A 15,709-nucleotide genomic window follows, 5' to 3' on the forward strand; every position below is an offset into this window, starting at 1 on the left:
CTTTACTACTATGTGGACGCTACGCAACGTACCTTCCTCATTAAGTAACCAAAATTTTTTATTTCTCGTGTAAGCACAGATTAGTTGTCAGTTTATTACCAAGGAATAGCGTCACCGCTATAGTCGTAAAAGCCACCGCTTTGTGCATCCACAAAGTGTGATAACACGGAGTAGATCCCATTTGCAGACTCGTCCGGGGTAATTAACGCGTTGGGACCCCCCATTTCCGTTTGAACCCAACCAGGATGAAGCGCAACAGTTCGGATCCCCTCACTCAGTAAATCATTAGACAAGCTTTTTACCACTGAGTTTAGCGCAGCCTTCGAACTGCGATAGATATAGCCGCCACCTTTGGTATTCATGGTGTGACTGCCGACCTTAGAGGAAATGGCCGCAAAAATCTTTTCATTACCGTTGCAAAGATGGGTGTAAAATAGTTCAGCAAGTCGCATGGTGGAAAAGACATTAACCTCCATAACTTCTCGCCACGCTTCTATATCGGTTTCACCAAACGCATAGTCTTTCGGCCCATATATACCCGCGTTGTTGATAACGATATCTATAGCTACAGGCGCCAGTTTCTCGCTTAATTCTTCCATCTGGTCGTAATTGGTCACATCTAAGGCAAACACTTGGAGCTCAGGAAAAGTTGGCGCAAGAGAGTTAAGTTCTGAAGCAGTAAGCGGGTCTCGACAAGTTGCTAATACGTGCCAGCCAGCCTGCAGATAGGTTTTAGTTAACGCAAGTCCAATACCGCGGTTTGCACCAGTGATCAGTATTTTTTTCACAGTCGAAGCTCCTAAGCCGTTATGACAAAAGCCAATGGTGTTAATTCACTATACTGATGATAGGTTGAATAATCCACTTTTTGCAGATGTGACTAGCATCTCGAGCCACAATGCAAAAATCATGAATTTAATTCAACTTTAGTCAGTCTCGCTCTTGAAGCCAATTCAGTGCATCTTCTTTATCATCAAAATACTTCACTTTACCAGTAACAAACCAGTTACCTATTGTTGCAGCAAGTCGATGCCAATTTTTACCGCCATATATTGCTACTTTGGCAAATTCAGTGCTATGCTCAAAGGCGAGTTGGAAGTCATCCCACATAGCCCTTGGTTCCCAGCCTTCAAAATCAGTTGCATCAAGAAATGCATAGATTTTAGGCGTTGTTACGGCTTTCAGTGCACTCTCTATTATTGGTGTAATAACAACATAATCTTCATGAGTGAGTTTACCTGTAGGCTTAAGAGTAAGATAAATATTATCTCCAAAGCGCTCAGTGCCTATTGATATACCGTGAAATGAATTTTTCATTTTCACTTCCTTTATGTTTATCTCATAAACAAAAAGCATAATTAAGTCTCAGCTTTTTTGCCAATATCCAAACTTTTTTCATTATTGTCAGCTTCCGTTCAGATTTCTAATACTACCATGCGCGCCGTTGAGTCGATGTAGCTCAATATATGGAAATTAAAGGGATGACTATGAAAAAACTACTATCTATCGCAGCTGTTTCACTACTTGTTTCAGCAGCAGCTCAGGCTAACACTGGTAACGTACAAAAAGAGTGGTTCAACACCGCTAGTTATACAGATTATGATGGCTCTGACAACAGCGCACTGATGCTTTCTTCTCGCTATTTCTTCGCACCTCAAGAATCAGTAGGCGTATGGGATGACTTTGGCTACCTTGATACGGACAGCAATGTAGGCGTAAGTTACTTTAACGATGATTATTCAAATGCTTTCTCAGCGCGTGGTGAAGGCTTCATCACTAAAGAATGGTTTGTAACAGGTAGCATCGCTGATCTTGGCGAAGCTGACGACCATTACTCTATCGGTTTTGGTTACCTATACAACGACAGCCTAAAACTAAGCGTTCGCCACGAAGAGTTTGAAATTGGTGACGTAACTTGGTTCAAAGCTGAGTACAACCACGAACTAAATTCTACAGATTACATTGGTTTCACTGTTGAAACTGAAGACGAATTTGATTATCTAAACCTAAGTGCACGTTACTTCATGCACGTAGGTGGTGAAAGCTACTTCACAATCGACGTAGAGCACAACCGTGTTGATACAGATTTTGAAGATGACTCTGTAACAAACGTACTTGCAAACTACTACTTCACTCGCAACTTTGCGCTTGGTCTAGGTTCATATGATTCAGACTTAGCAGTAGAAGCTAAATACTTCTTCAACGACACTTACTACCTTAAAGGCAGTGTGGTTGACACAGACGGCGGTGAAACAAGCAACCTAACTTTTGTTGCTCAGTTCTAAATCAACACATGATTGAGGTACATCTGTACCTCCCCCAACTACTCAACATCTCATCGCGACCACACTCCGCGGTGGGGTGTTTTTTCACATTTTGAAACAAGCTACTCATCTAAATTGGGTGCATTTCACTTATCAATCGTTATTATGTATCAAAATAATAACGGAAATGCCTATATTATGATGAAGATAAAAACACTCGTGCTCGCCATTGCTGCGGCAGCCGCGCCTTTTGTTTCGGCGTATCAGACCGAAGATACTCGCCTACTCCGCTTTCCAGATATCCACAAAGATAAAGTCACTTTTGTATATGCTGGCGACATATATATTGCAGATACCAACACAGGTAAAAGTCAGCGTCTAACAGGCCATATTGGTTTTGAGACCTTCCCTAAGTTCTCTCCAGATGGCAGCAAAATCGCTTTTGCCGCCGAGTATAATGGCAGCCGCCAAATCTATGTGATCAATGCTGATGGTTCAGGATTAAAGCAACTCACTTACTACAACGATGTTGGTCAAATGCCTCCTCGCGGTGGGTTCGACTATCGCGTGATGGACTGGACACCCGATGGTAAACATATCGTTTTTAGAGCAAATCGCACACCATGGGGCAAACGTATGGGTCGCCCGTATATGGTACCAGTAGAAGGTGGACTTGAGCAGCCGATGGCCATTCCAGAAACGGGTGGTGGTATGCTCTCCCCTGATGGTAATAAGTATGTTTACACACCAATCGACAGAGAGTTTAGAACTTGGAAGCGCTCTCGTGGTGGTCGAGCTCAGGATGTATGGATTTACGACCTTGAAAACAATACGTCCAAACAACTCACCACTGACAAAGCCACCGATCAACAACCAACTTGGGTGAATGACAGTATTTACTTTGTGTCTGATCGCGACTACACGCTCAACCTTTATAAATATCGCGATGGCAAGTCACCGGTTAAAATGACTGACCACAAAGACTTTGACGTGCTGTGGCCTTCAGCCGGGCCAGATGCCATTGTCTACGAAAATGGCGGTTACTTATATCGCTTTGACGAAGCGACAAAAACAACTAAAAAGCTAAAAATCGATGTAGCAGGTGTACGTCAATATGCCATGCCATATAGTAAAAACGTTAGCGACTTTATTGATTCTATGGATATATCACACGATGGTAAGCGTGCATTGTTTACTGCCCGTGGTGAGTTATTCTCAGTCCCAGTAAAACAGGGTCCAACTCGTAACCTCTCTTACACACCAGAAGGTCGTGAAATTGAAGCAAGCTGGTCACCGAATGGCCGTTATATTGCCTACATGAGCGATAAAACAGGTGAATATGAGATCTATCTCAAAGATAGAGCAAATAACAACAAAACCATCCAGTTAACTGACAATGGTACCATCTGGCGCTTTACACCAATTTGGTCCGCTGATAACAGCAAACTACTCTTCGCAGATAAAAACCACACGCTATGGTGGGTTGATGCGAAATCTGGCGATATGCATAAAATTGACACCGCCAAATACGACGAAGATGGTCTAACTGAATATACTTGGTCGCCAAACAGTGAAGATATTGTTTTTGTTAAAAACAATGAAAACCGCTACGCCTCGCTTTGGCACTATAACACTGAGGATAAAAAGGTCACTCGACTGACTGACAACATGACCAGTGAGCGTAACCCTACTTTCTCTCCTGACGGTAACTACATTTATTTCACTTCTGAGCGCGACTATAACCTCACCTTTAGCAGCTATGAATTTGATTATATGTTTAATAATGCCACGCGCATTTATAGCGTTGCGGTGAATAGTCAGATCAAGCCGCTTAATGCCTTTGAAAGTGATGAGTTAAGCATTCAATCAGACGATGAAACGAAAAAGGACAGCGACAAACAAGCAAATCGCATTGAGGCCAACGGCTTTATGTCACGGGTTGTATCACTCTCAGCCCCAGCAGGTAATTACGGTTCGCTTACAGGTGTTGAAGGAGGCGTACTAACCTTAACAGGCGGTGCACTAAAGCTCCTCGGCACAGAGCCAGATAGCAAACTAGAAACCGTCGCCGAAGGCGTAAGCAGTTATAAGGTTGCTGCTGGCGGTAAGCACCTGATCGCTCGCGCTGGTAACAACTTCAGTGTAATTGCACCAAAGCCAAAGCAAGATTTAAAAGCCAGTCAGCTTGATTTATCTAAGATGACACTGAAAATCGACCCGAAAGTTGAATGGCAACAAATGTATGTAGAAGGCTGGCGCACATTACGCGACTGGTTCTACGACGAACATCACCATGGTCAAGATTGGGATGCTATCTTGGAGAAGTATCAACCACTTGCCAGCGCTGTCGCACACCGTAGCGACTTAGACTATGTACTCAGTGAAATTGCGGGTGAAATCAACGCAGGTCACATCTACGTACAATCTGGTGATGCGCCAACAGCCGAGCGCAAAAAGCATGGTTTACTTGGCGCAGAAATAAGCGCTCATCAGTCTGGCTACGTTAAAATTGAGCGTATCTACAAAGGTGAGAACTGGCATGAAGACTACCGTTCACCACTCAATGAAACCGGCGTGAATGCCAATGAGGGTGATTACATCATCTCGGTAAATGGTCGCTCGGTAAAAGACGTGGTTAACTTTTACGAGCTACTTGAAAACACCCAAGGCGAGCAAGTTGAGTTGGTATTGAGTAAATCACCAAGCGCTGATGATAGCTGGAAAACCACGGTAAAACCTGTTGCCAGCGAACAAGGCTTGCGTTACATGGCATGGGTTCAATCACGTGCTGACTACGTGGATAAATTATCAAACGGTAAGATTGGCTACGTTCACCTACCAAATACTCATTATGATGGTAACCGTTCATTATTTAAGAACTTTATGCCACAAACGAGCAAAGATGCGCTGATCATCGACGACCGTTATAACGGCGGCGGCTTTATCCCTGAGCACATGATCACTTGGCTTGCTCGTAAGCCACTTAACTATTGGAAACGCCGTGGTGTTGAGCCAACAAAAACTCCACAATTTGCCCACGATGGTCCAAAAGCCATGCTTATCAATGGTTATTCAAGTTCGGGTGGTGATGCCCTACCTTACTACTTCCGTCAGGCAGGTCTTGGCAAACTGATTGGTACTCGCACTTGGGGTGGCCTTATCGGTATCTCGGGTAATCCAAGTCTTGTTGACGGAGGTCAGGTTATCGCTGCAACCTTCCGAATTCTAGATAACGAAGGCAATTGGATCATCGAAAACGAGGGTGTGAGCCCTGATATCGAAGTGATCGATAGACCAGAGCTTGTTCATGCCGGTAAAGACCCTTCTGTCGAGCGTGCAGTGAAGGAGCTGTTGAAAGAGTTAAAAGATAGCCCGAAGAAAACACTGACAGTGCCTCCTGCGCCGTCTAAGTTCTAATTACTATAAAAATATAAAAGGCTGAGCAATCAGCCTTTTATATTTTCGAACAATCTTTATTCCTATCTCTACGCGATAAATCTCCCAAAAATTGTACGAGTAGCTTTGTTGTTTCATTTGTCGGCGTTGATGCAAGTAAATGATGCTGATAATTAGGTATAAAAAACTGTTGTGCACAGTGATTTTTTAATACCAACTTGCTTGACTCTGGAAGTACATCATCTTTACCTGAATTAATTACTAATAGATTTTCATAATAATTAACAACTTCAAGTCCATCTGAGAAGTACTTTTGCAAATCATTTTCAATTAAATATGACTCTATCACCTTATCGATTAATCCTTGCGGCAAGTACTCAATATATGAAACCGTTTTTGAGGCAGCAACATTTAAGTCTTCCCTAATTAAAAATGGTGCCACACCAATCAAATTACTAGGGTTATACTTTTGAGCTATATGCAATGCCGGTAGAAAACCCATAGAAAATCCGATAACATTGACTGACTTATAATTAGACGATAATTCAGGATAGTAGTCGACCAATTTACTACCAAACGAAAATGTAGTTTCATCAACGCTTTTCAAGTCCATTACAATGACATCTGATCCCAATGAGGAAAACCAAATCGCGTAGGAAGTCAGTAGTGATTTATCCACGGCAAAACCGGGGATCAAGAGAGTTAGCTGCCCGCTCAAATCGAGAGCCCGAGCCTGCTCTTCTCTCACTATTTTGTAACCGGCACTGATACCATTAATTTCAACATTCATATCAATGTCATCCTTGATTGAAATATCACTTGGATAAAAGTCATAAGTCAACGTGTACTCACCTTTTTTTAATTTCCTTTCAATTTTTTTGACATTTATCAACTCTGTGTCGATAACTAGTTTTAACTCATATTTCAATGATTTACTCATAACACTTCGACCTATTGAAGTGCAACCAGAACTAATAAGAAAAAATAAAACAACAATTAAAATTGATCTTTTTGTACACATTAACTAATCTCCTCCTTGCAGTACTAATTTCATATTAAAAAGGATATTTTATGAATTGTAAATTTAGAAACTCAATTATCGCTGCAAATTTATTAGTTGCACTAACCGGATGTAAAATGACAGCGAATGCAGAGCACGCTCAAGGCAGAGTGTCTATTCAATGTCAAGTTATTATTGGTGGTTCCTCTTCATCCAACTCAATTATTCAAACTTTTGCACCAGAAATTTTCGATCAATATGGTCGAATTAACCTTTCAAATATGGATGCATCCAAGTTAGAGTTTGAAATAAATAATTTATATAATATAAATGATATTAAAGATAACCGTATTCTTATCATTTTGAAGTCAGGTCAAAGTATTTTGGCTCGTAAATGGTTTGATGTATATAAAGCTGACTCGATGTATAGGTTGAATAGCCCTCAATTATTTTCAAACTGGGCTATGACCTATGAAGCGGTGGCGGATGGTTTCGACATAAACTTTGCTCCAAAACCTCGGATAATTACGGCACCGAGTAGCTTTTCAGTCAAAGGTAAGTATCGAAGTGCACCTCTTTTCGAATCGCCACAGGTACAGTTTGAAGGTTGTGAACGTTTGCCTGAATTCCCAGTACCGGATCCTGGTTACTATTGCGAACGGTAAGACTTGCTAGCTAAATTCAGTGAGTAATTATTGATTACTCACTTCTAATAACGATCTACGTTTAGACACAACATATAATCCCCACCCCGTAATCTTGTGTAATCGCCTTTTTTTACTTTTACAGCTACTTTCTAAAGAGAGTGGTGTTTTCACCTGAACCAATCACTTAACTTTATTAACTGAATTGCAATAGTTCGACATATATATCCAATACTACAGGCTATTAGGCGAAAAAATGCAGCAAGTCCACCGTCATCAAGGAGCAAGCTATGAATGTGCAGAATAAAGAGAGTCAGCCTTTAAAAATAAACAAAGAGCTCAACACCAACATCATCCTCAGCAGTACACAAAAGAAGCAAATAAAAGCACGCGCAAGCAAATACAAGAACGCTGATTTATCTTGCCTTAGGGCAATAGCACAAGCCGCAATAAATGTAGAATTATTCACTATCCCTTTATACATGACAGGCCTTTATTCCATTCAAGGCACCCATGCGATCGCTGATTCATCAAACCTTTATCCAGGACGTTATTGGCCAGGACTTGGTCCAACAGCTGGATATATCCCGGAAGAGCGCCGTAGTCAATATGACGTTGATCTCGCGCCGTTATTCGATATAAATACGTTAGTTAGTGATAGTAAACCCAGCGATTTGTCGGATAAGTTTAGATTAACTATCAATCAGCAAGTTTTTAATGGCGTATATAGTGTTTTCATTGAAGAAATGCTCCATTTACAGCTTGCTTCCAATATGGCAAGTAAGTTGGGACTCACACCAAGCTTTACAAGTCCGGCATTGATTGATGAAAACTATGGTTGGAAATGCTACAACAACCAAAGTGGTATTCCACATATTTTGGACTTTGCTGACTGTACCAAAGACTTGTCGCAACTGAGCCCTGAGATTCAAGCTTACTTCAAACAAATTTTCCCAGGTAAAACGTTACAAGATCTACGCGTTAATGCCACTGAACTCAACAAAGAGCAGACACTACTCTTTATGTTGATTGAAGAAACGGAAGAAAACGCAAAGAAAATTATCCAAGAGCAATATTTAGAACCAAACAAAGACACAAAACGGCCAAAATATTTTGAGCAGGCACCTTATGACTGGTGGAAACCAGATTACACTGAGAAAAACCTGCCGCTGTTTGGCTCGATTGGACACATGTACCTCAGCTATTGGGATTATATCCAGATCCAGTATGACGATGGCACAAGCTTGCTCGACTATGCAACCATTCAGCGCGACTATTTTAATGAGCGCCCTGGTAATAAAGATTATCAGCCACAATTCCCAGGTATTAAGGGCTCTCTCAACGTAAAAGAAGATCATACTGTATTAAAAGAAGCATTAATGAATAATGTAAATGCCATTACTGATCAAGGTGAAGGTGATGGTGTGGCAGAAATGATTTGTAAACGCTGGGCTGATGAGAAATGGGCACAAAACCTCCTAGCAGCGAAAGCGGATGAAGCGGATGATCCCCACCTCAGCACCGTAGAAGAGAAGTTTCAACCTAGTGCAGAAGCATTGAAGGCGGATTATCCCGCAAGCTGCGGTGAGGGTCCAATTTCCGGTTCGGCGTGTGCGCGGATCACTAATAAATACAAAGATCACTTTCAAATATTTACCGATACCATGAGGCTCATTGTCGACTTTGAGAAGTCTTCAAGTCAACCAGACGAACGTTACATGACTTGGTCAACTTGGTTTGCTGAGGGTAATAGCTGGAATGAGGCGTTATTGGACCCCAACGGCGATGATGAAGCAGCTAAGCAAAACCCAAATCTACCTTGCGTCAGCAGTGTAGTAAAAGCGCTTAACAACCTTAAACTCTCATCAAATATTGGCAATACGCATCAATTATTCAGTCAATCTGCGGTAGGCACAATTAAAGGTCTAACTACTGCACTTGATCGTTATTGGTCTGGTAAAACCAGTGAATTTCCGGGCCCTGCGATGGGTGGCTCTGGCGATAGGATCTCGATTTGCTGGGCAACCACGGGAATTGCGCCGGATTTAGTAACGGGTATCGCCCCACAAAATCCGAACGCCCTTTATCATGCCTGCCAAGGAATGAGCTATACCAACATAGGTTCGAATGACTTACCACCTCCTGAGGTATATCACAGTTGTAAAGGCAGTAATGATTGTAAAGCACAAGGTGGTTGCGGCTTTGTTCATAGCACAACGCCCGGCGGTAGCTGTGGTGGTAGCGTATCAACAGGGCCAAAAAGTGCCCCTGCTGATAATAAGTGTAATAACTTGGGTGGGTGTGCCGTGCCTATATCAGCCTCTCAGCTCTTCCCTGAACTTTCTGGTGAAGACCAAGAATACGATATGCAACTATTTAAGTTTAACTTAAAAGATAACACCTTCTCTGCTATTGATTACACTTATCCGAAAGGCCAACAAGCCCCAACAGATCAATCTGCAGATCATGTGCTTATGCCTTATAAACAAGGGGATGCCGTATACGATATTGCTTGGCAAGCATACTGCAATGCCAATGGTTTATTGAACGAAGATGGCGAACCTAAAGAGAAGCCAAAACCTTCAGATATTCGTCTAGCACTTCCTCCATCAACTTGATAGGAAAGATAGCATGACAAATCCAATTCGGACGCAGCAGCTTGCTGCGTCCGCTATAGAACAATTGACCGACTTAGGGTTTGGTGTTGGCCTGAGAAGCCAGCACTATCCCTTTATCATGTCTCAATTGGAACGCGGAGCATCGCTTGATGTTGACTGGTTTGAAATCATCAGTGAAAACTATATAGATAATCACGGCTATGGTCGGCATGTGCTCGCTCAGTTAAAGGAACAATACCCGCTAGTGATGCATGGTGTGTCAATGAATATTGGTAGCAGCGACCCTCTTAACTTTGAATACTTAGGCAAACTCAAAGCGCTAAGCGAGTTTGTTCAGCCACAGCTTATTTCTGATCATTTGTGTTGGACAGGCGTTGCTGGTTTGAATAGTCACGACCTCCTACCTATGCCGTTAACTGACGAAAGCCTACAACACGTTATCAACCGTGTTGATCAAGTACAGGATTTTTTAGAGCGACCTTTGGTGCTTGAGAACCCATCAACATACCTTGAATTTCAACATTCAACCCTCACTGAAAGCGAGTTCTTTAGTGAGTTAGTCACCGCAACAGGCTGCGGCATGCTATTGGATGTAAACAACGTCTTTGTTAGTAGCTTTAACCATGGTTTTGACGCTGAAGCGTTTATTCGTCAACTCCCCCATGAGCACATCGTTCAAATCCATCTAGCCGGTCCTAGCGACTGCGGTGATTGTTTGATAGACACCCATGACCAACCAGTGCCCGCCAAGGTTTGGCAGCTTTATCAACTGGCGCAGCAGTTAACGGGTGGCGTGTCGACCTTACTTGAATGGGATGCCAATATCCCCAGCTTTCCTGAACTCGTTGATGAGTTAAGCAAAGCAAAACTGGTACTGGCAGGGCATATTCCAAAACAAGATACAATTACTAACACCAACGCGCTGTCAACTCCAATCGTCAAAGAGCGAGCAGAATTAACATAATGAAAACGCCAGACTTAACGCAAACTCAGCAGTGGCTTAGCACCGTTTTAATGGTGCGAGGCGACCTACCACAAAAACTCAATACCGCTGCAAATCCGCATGGTTTAACGCTGCATGACTGTGTAAAAAGTAGTAAAACACTGGGAGCCATGAGAAGAGTAGACATCTATGCTGCAGGCTATGTGATGCGTTTAGTCGAATGTCTTCGGGGAGAGTTTGCACTACTTCGCCAGTTTATGGGCGACGAAGTATTCGACACCTTCGCCAAAGCCTTTATCGTCACCTTACCCTCTAAGTCTTGGACACTACATCAACTAGGCTCGCGCTTCGCTGATTTTTTAGCACACACTAAACCCACCGGTGATTTTAATGCCCACCAGCAAGCTATGTTTAGCTTGCCTTCAGAGCTGGCTAAGTTTGAAAGAGCCAAAGCGCTTGCACTGTTAAAACCAGGACTGGAAACCGAGCAATCAACTGCAGTAATAAACGAGATTGAGCTCCTTTGCGGTATCGCAGAAAATTTTGTCATTTCGGTGCCAGAATCAGTACAGCTTATTCAAACCGATTACCCTTTGCTGCCGCTTATAACCCAGCTTGAGCAAGCAAAGCCGTACACCTTGCCAACGCCTGAGCAAACGCATATTGCAATATCGCGCCAACAATATCGCATCAAAATGAGTGTATTGAATGACTGGCAAGCAGACTTATTACTACATCTGAGAAACAAACCGCTACGCTATCAAGAAGCGGTAACCTACAGCGCTAACCACCTAAACTTGGATCAACAAGCGCTGCAATCGCGGTTAGCAGTTTGGCTGCCAAGCGCTAGTAATATGGGGCTGTTTACGTTACAAAATGAACCAGTGCCCCAGTGATCCAATTTTCTAAATAATGGCTCAGTTAATAAAGTGAAATAAACCTTGATGGGTTATTTTTATATCCAATACAAGATAGACTAGCTGTATCGACTGCTGCTCCCAAATAATAATGATAACAATCAATAACCGTAAGCTAGACTTAGCCACGGGTGAACTTACCTACCTTGATGAGACAATCAAATTAGAGGCTAAGGTGCTGGCAGTACTTGAAATACTTTATCAGCATCGCGGCACGCTTGTTACGCAAGAGCACCTACTTAATTCTGTATGGCAAAATACCGTCGTCGCCCCAAATGCCCTTCAACGATGCATCGCTCAGCTTAGAAAACTACTTGGAGATAGTGATAAACGTATTATCCAGACTTTTCATAAAAAGGGCTATCGTTTACAGGTTGGGGAGCAGCATACTAATTTAAGCCAAAAGCTGAGAACCTGTGCTCTCTATTTCGCAGGTTTCATCATCCTCTTCGGTATATTGTTTAGCTATTCAACTATGCCAAAAGCTAATTTCCAACTTTCAGAGGTTACACCTGTAAGTTACGGATTGGAGTTGGAGAGCACTGCGACACTCACCTCAGGTAGAAGGTTATTATATGTGGCCAGAACACCGCAAGCAGCGGAACTAAAAGTAAAGGATTTGGATTTCCAAACAACTAAGTTAGTTACCCGTGCATTGGATTTTGTTGGCAAACCTCAGCTTAACAAAGAGGGTAAAAAAGCAGTACTCATTGAAACACGCAAAACAAAATCACAAGCTAAGTGTCATCAAGCTATCGTCGTGTTACCAAGATTTGCTGCCAGAAAAGTGATCTCTCCTTGCTTAAATAACGAAGTGCGGCAAGCCTACTGGGTTGGTCATCAAGTGTTACTTATCGCCAATAACGAGTATGCCCTTTTTACTCCGCACTCAGACTCAGTCACATTTACTTCTTTACCTATAGCAGCAACAGTTTTAGCGTCCTCATTTAATGAGGATCAACTTACTTTACTCACCCAAGATCCAGATGAAGAGGCTTATCTCTCTATTTATATGATTAGCAAAGAAAACGAGCTTTTTCTTCTTCAACAAGAAAAATTGTCTGATGTAGAATTAGACCGTTCGTTGATGTTAGTAGAAGGGCCAGATACAACACACATACTTTCAACCGCATCTGCGCTCTATATTTTTCAAAACCTCAAGCTTGTACAAGCCATTCCGGCAATCGGCTCAGAATCGTTTTACATCACTGAATACATTAAAGGTAATAGCTATTTAGCGACACTAGTTCGAGAACAAAAGCAGATTAATATTCAAGACAACCTCTCTACAAGCCGACTTACAATCAGCCACTACGACGAGCTATCAGGGCAATTCCAACCAAGTGGAAATGCCATTGCATTTCTCTCTAATCGTACAGGCACCAATGAAGTTTGGTTAAAGCAAGAACAGCAAGAGATCCCGCTCACCCATAACAAACATATTTCGTCTTTTGTTTGGACAGCCGATGGTAAACAATTGTGGGCAGCATCAAAACAAAGTTTACTGAAAATCAATTTAGTCACTGGCGTTGAAGTTTTTCCTGCTTTATTTGAAAAGCAAATTATAATGCAATCAATTGAAATAAAAGGAAGTAACTACCTTCTCATCAATGATCTTGGCGATGAACAGCTAGTACTTTTCGACCCTGTAACCAACCATAAACAGCCACTTTATCAGGGGCAGGTTCACTGGGCACAAATACAGCAAAACGGTACTGTCTATATAGCCACACCAGATGAGCCAAACTTAAAAGTACTCGTCAACAATTCGCTCAAACCACAGCCAATAACAAACAAAATCACCTTGCATTGGCGTTTTTACCTACGTGGGAATGAGCTGATTATTCCCGACAAACAGGCGACTATCTGGCGCTATAACATCAACACGCAAGTTTTGGATACATTGGGCAAATCCGACGAGCAGACTCGCTTGATCACAGATGTTCAACTACATCCTTTTAAGGTTTTAGCTGACTCACCAAAAACACTTAGCGCAAACCAAGTTAAAGTAAAAATAACAGAACCAGAAAACCACTAATATAAAGGTGGCTCACACATGTGCGCCACCTTTATATCACTCTTAATAATGCTAAAGCCGAGACAATACTTGTTCAATATACTGCTTGGCCTCTTCATTTTTTTGCTCTGTTGCTAGCAGCAAGGCACGCTTTAGCTGAAGTGTTGCTTGTGTTGTATCGCCCGCATTCAAAAGAGTCTGTCCATAACGTAAATTGTAAATAACAGAGTTAGGCATAGTCGTAAGTAGCTCATCGAACGCGTTTTTTCCAAGTATTGTATTGCCTTGCGCGAATAAATATTGCCCTAGAGCAAGCTGATTGGCCTTAATATCAATCGAGTACCCATAGCGCTGTTCTAGTTTTTGGTGATATTCTCGCAACCCATTCAGGCCTGACTTGTCAAATTGAGCATAATCTTGAAGCTTTATTGCGCCAAGAATATGTTGTAATCCATGTCTTAGCGCTAGCTGTGCGCCTACATGATAATGATGTTGACTTAAGTCTTCCAACATCAAATGTTGGTGTCGTTTTGAAACGGCGAGCGCAGCAAAAAACGGTCTATTTTCATCAAAGCTGCCAAGACTGATATATAGGTTATTGGTAAGTTCGCCCTTGGCGATGTTGTCACTAATATCTTCTTTTAGTTGCTTGGGAAGTTGACTCCAAACTGGCGCAGACAATATCGCGCCTTGGAAATACCCGGGCATCTTTCCTAATAAATTCAAAGCAATCGCCGCCCTGCTTGAGTACCCTTCAATGACTTTAAACGGCGAAAGATTAAATTGCCGTATCAATGTTGGTTCAACTTCACTTGCTAACACGCGAGCTAGCAAGGCAAAATACGCTTGGTCAGATAACTTGTCAGCCCCAGCAAAATTCAATTTGGGCACTCGCACAATCACAAGTTGCGGGATAGGTGAAAAACTAGTGTGACTCAACCAGTCCACTTCAGCTTTCAGTACATCAAAACGACTCTCTCCCGCAGTTGTATAAAGCGTCGAGTATGGCTCTTTTCGGTTAACATCAAAATCAAAAGGCAAATATGTTTGTACATCAACAGGCCCTCCCACTAACTTTGAACTCACAGTGATATGCTGTAATTTTGAGGCTATCTGAGCGTGAGTAACTAACGCAAACAACGCGCAATTTAACCACATCAAACTTTTTAAAAGTATTTTCATGCTTTTCTCCATTTTTGGCTAAGCTTATGAAATAAAAACTTTTAAAACTTGATGCATTGCTTATTTTTAATTGATGAATTGCTGATGTGGATCTATCGGAGTTTGTTAGAGGCTAAATATCAGGTGCTAACAAACATGGTTACCTAAGTCGCAACGTTTAGCACAGTGACTATGGTTGTAAAAAGTGATGCTACTAAGGCTTATTAATTTCGCGTATACACGTTAAGCAACGGAAACTTGTTCTCACCGAAAGCCAGTGTGAGTGAAAGCGTTTCTCCGCCATCAAAGCTTTCAGAAAGCTTCATCGGCGCGATCCTTTGCCCGTTAGCTGTTAGTGCCAGCAGGTGTTTTTGTGTTAATGTCCGACGCCCGCTCGATTGATTTTTAATCGTGATCATTGCCCAGCGCTCACCGTTTTCGTTACTCATCAGTACCGCGTTAAGTACCTTGAAGTCACTGATATCTGGGTAAATATTGGCATCATTCGGAAAAGCCAGTTCCATATTGTTAGGCACTACACTATCAATCGTTAACGCTTCTTCAGCTGCCTGTGTATTCACAGCCAACATAAGTAACCAAAAACCACTTATTATCCTTTTAATCATTTAATTTTTCCTTCTATTTTCCTTTGATTAATTCAATATGCCGCCAATTTTTAGGCACATCAATACTTGTACAGCGCCAAGGTTACACTACAAAACAAAAATGCCAGACTACACACTGTGCGA

At 42.1% G+C, this 15,709-nt stretch carries 12 protein-coding genes; 7 read left to right on the plus strand and 5 right to left on the minus strand.

What is annotated here, in order from left to right; translation table 11 throughout:
• Positions 1 to 95: 95 nt before the first annotated feature.
• Complete coding sequence (locus GSF13_RS03290) at positions 96 to 788, minus strand: SDR family oxidoreductase (protein WP_174169523.1); 693 nt, start codon at positions 786 to 788, stop codon at positions 96 to 98.
• A 142-nt stretch (positions 789 to 930) separates the two neighbouring features.
• On the minus strand, positions 931 to 1,317 hold the full coding sequence (locus GSF13_RS03295; RefSeq protein WP_211865126.1) for an STAS/SEC14 domain-containing protein: 387 nt from the start codon (positions 1,315 to 1,317) through the stop codon (positions 931 to 933).
• A gap of 170 nt (positions 1,318 to 1,487) precedes the next feature.
• Between GSF13_RS03295 and GSF13_RS03300 the strand changes: the two genes are divergently transcribed.
• Both GSF13_RS03300 and GSF13_RS03305 read left to right on the plus strand, forming a co-directional pair.
• The gene (locus tag GSF13_RS03300) at positions 1,488 to 2,285 is read left to right on the plus strand and encodes a putative porin (protein WP_211865128.1); all 798 of its coding nucleotides are present in this window, start codon (positions 1,488 to 1,490) and stop codon (positions 2,283 to 2,285) included.
• A 144-nt stretch (positions 2,286 to 2,429) separates the two neighbouring features.
• Complete coding sequence (locus tag GSF13_RS03305; RefSeq protein WP_211865130.1) at positions 2,430 to 5,681, plus strand: S41 family peptidase; 3,252 nt, start codon at positions 2,430 to 2,432, stop codon at positions 5,679 to 5,681.
• A gap of 37 nt (positions 5,682 to 5,718) precedes the next feature.
• Here GSF13_RS03305 and GSF13_RS03310 read toward each other — a convergent pair whose 3' ends face one another.
• On the minus strand, positions 5,719 to 6,600 hold the full coding sequence (locus tag GSF13_RS03310; RefSeq protein WP_211865132.1) for an alpha/beta hydrolase: 882 nt from the start codon (positions 6,598 to 6,600) through the stop codon (positions 5,719 to 5,721).
• 131 nt (positions 6,601 to 6,731) lie between these two features.
• Between GSF13_RS03310 and GSF13_RS03315 the strand changes: the two genes are divergently transcribed.
• The 5 genes from GSF13_RS03315 (at position 6,732) to GSF13_RS03335 (ending at position 13,820) form a co-directional block, all read left to right on the plus strand.
• Complete coding sequence (locus GSF13_RS03315) at positions 6,732 to 7,325, plus strand: hypothetical protein (protein ID WP_249122624.1); 594 nt, start codon at positions 6,732 to 6,734, stop codon at positions 7,323 to 7,325.
• Between the two features lie 269 nt (positions 7,326 to 7,594).
• Complete coding sequence (locus GSF13_RS03320; RefSeq protein ID WP_206472514.1) at positions 7,595 to 9,922, plus strand: ferritin-like domain-containing protein; 2,328 nt, start codon at positions 7,595 to 7,597, stop codon at positions 9,920 to 9,922.
• 13 nt (positions 9,923 to 9,935) lie between these two features.
• Entirely contained in the window at positions 9,936 to 10,886 is a 951-nt protein-coding gene (locus GSF13_RS03325) for a DUF692 domain-containing protein (protein ID WP_211865134.1), read from the plus strand.
• Positions 10,886 to 11,761 carry a DNA-binding domain-containing protein gene (locus GSF13_RS03330; RefSeq protein WP_211865136.1) on the plus strand — a complete coding sequence of 292 codons (876 nt, stop codon included), beginning with the start codon at positions 10,886 to 10,888 and terminating at the stop codon, positions 11,759 to 11,761. The genes GSF13_RS03325 and GSF13_RS03330 overlap by 1 nt, the downstream gene beginning before the upstream one ends.
• Positions 11,762 to 11,873: 112 nt before the next feature.
• Positions 11,874 to 13,820, plus strand: a complete 1,947-nt coding sequence (locus GSF13_RS03335) for a winged helix-turn-helix domain-containing protein (protein ID WP_211865137.1) — start codon at positions 11,874 to 11,876, stop codon at positions 13,818 to 13,820.
• A 51-nt stretch (positions 13,821 to 13,871) separates the two neighbouring features.
• Here the strand turns inward: GSF13_RS03335 and GSF13_RS03340 are convergent, their stop codons facing one another.
• Both GSF13_RS03340 and GSF13_RS03345 read right to left on the minus strand, forming a co-directional pair.
• The gene (locus GSF13_RS03340) at positions 13,872 to 14,981 is read right to left on the minus strand and encodes an alpha/beta hydrolase-fold protein (protein ID WP_211865140.1); all 1,110 of its coding nucleotides are present in this window, start codon (positions 14,979 to 14,981) and stop codon (positions 13,872 to 13,874) included.
• Between the two features lie 203 nt (positions 14,982 to 15,184).
• On the minus strand, positions 15,185 to 15,586 hold the full coding sequence (locus tag GSF13_RS03345) for a hypothetical protein (protein WP_102058384.1): 402 nt from the start codon (positions 15,584 to 15,586) through the stop codon (positions 15,185 to 15,187).
• Positions 15,587 to 15,709 lie beyond the last annotated feature (123 nt).

It is taken from the genome of Pseudoalteromonas sp. M8 (assembly GCF_018141365.1).
Lineage (GTDB): Bacteria > Pseudomonadota > Gammaproteobacteria > Enterobacterales > Alteromonadaceae > Pseudoalteromonas.

What these genes read in the sequence shown, in the direction of transcription:
- GSF13_RS03295 (WP_211865126.1), bottom strand. Translation starts at nt 1,317, where the DNA reads ATGAAAAATTCATTTCACGGTATATCAATAGGCACTGAGCGCTTTGGA.
- GSF13_RS03300 (WP_211865128.1), top strand. Translation starts at nt 1,488, where the DNA reads ATGAAAAAACTACTATCTATCGCAGCTGTTTCACTACTTGTTTCAGCA.
- GSF13_RS03305 (WP_211865130.1), top strand. Translation starts at nt 2,430, where the DNA reads ATGTATCAAAATAATAACGGAAATGCCTATATTATGATGAAGATAAAA.
- GSF13_RS03310 (WP_211865132.1), bottom strand. Translation starts at nt 6,600, where the DNA reads ATGAGTAAATCATTGAAATATGAGTTAAAACTAGTTATCGACACAGAG.
- GSF13_RS03315 (WP_249122624.1), top strand. Translation starts at nt 6,732, where the DNA reads ATGAATTGTAAATTTAGAAACTCAATTATCGCTGCAAATTTATTAGTT.
- GSF13_RS03320 (WP_206472514.1), top strand. Translation starts at nt 7,595, where the DNA reads ATGAATGTGCAGAATAAAGAGAGTCAGCCTTTAAAAATAAACAAAGAG.
- GSF13_RS03325 (WP_211865134.1), top strand. Translation starts at nt 9,936, where the DNA reads ATGACAAATCCAATTCGGACGCAGCAGCTTGCTGCGTCCGCTATAGAA.
- GSF13_RS03330 (WP_211865136.1), top strand. Translation starts at nt 10,886, where the DNA reads ATGAAAACGCCAGACTTAACGCAAACTCAGCAGTGGCTTAGCACCGTT.
- GSF13_RS03335 (WP_211865137.1), top strand. Translation starts at nt 11,874, where the DNA reads ATGATAACAATCAATAACCGTAAGCTAGACTTAGCCACGGGTGAACTT.
- GSF13_RS03340 (WP_211865140.1), bottom strand. Translation starts at nt 14,981, where the DNA reads ATGAAAATACTTTTAAAAAGTTTGATGTGGTTAAATTGCGCGTTGTTT.
- GSF13_RS03345 (WP_102058384.1), bottom strand. Translation starts at nt 15,586, where the DNA reads ATGATTAAAAGGATAATAAGTGGTTTTTGGTTACTTATGTTGGCTGTG.